Annotated in this window: 1 protein-coding gene; it reads left to right on the top strand. The window is 66.1% G+C overall.

What is annotated here, in order from left to right; translation table 11 throughout:
* The coding region (locus tag EN846_RS35525; protein WP_187331582.1) for a hypothetical protein at positions 1 to 327 on the top strand (327 nt) is incomplete at both ends.

Below are 327 nucleotides of genomic sequence, written 5' to 3'. Positions count from 1 at the left end.
ACCGCTCGACGACGACGGGGGCCGGCGGCGCCTGGTCGATCGGCGGACTGACGCTGGCCGATGTCGGCAAGAACATCTACGAGGTCGTGCCGGACGGCTCCGAGCAGACCGGGATCCTCGTGCAGACCGTCGACAATCCCGGCAGCGGTGGCACCGACACCGGCAACGACTTCACCAACTTCCTCGACTTCTCAGTCTCGGGCACCAAGTACGAGGACCTGACCGGAAACGGCAAGACGGCGGACGACACCGCCTGGTCGCATGATCCGGTGACCATCTTCATCGACGACGACAACAGCGGCGATCTCAGCGCCGGCGACCGCTCGA

The organism is Mesorhizobium sp. M4B.F.Ca.ET.203.01.1.1 (genome assembly GCF_004791025.1).
In the GTDB taxonomy this organism is placed as follows: domain Bacteria; phylum Pseudomonadota; class Alphaproteobacteria; order Rhizobiales; family Rhizobiaceae; genus Mesorhizobium; species Mesorhizobium abyssinicae.
Note: the sequence above shows the minus strand (reverse complement) of the source record. Positions and strands in the feature narration are given on the sequence as shown.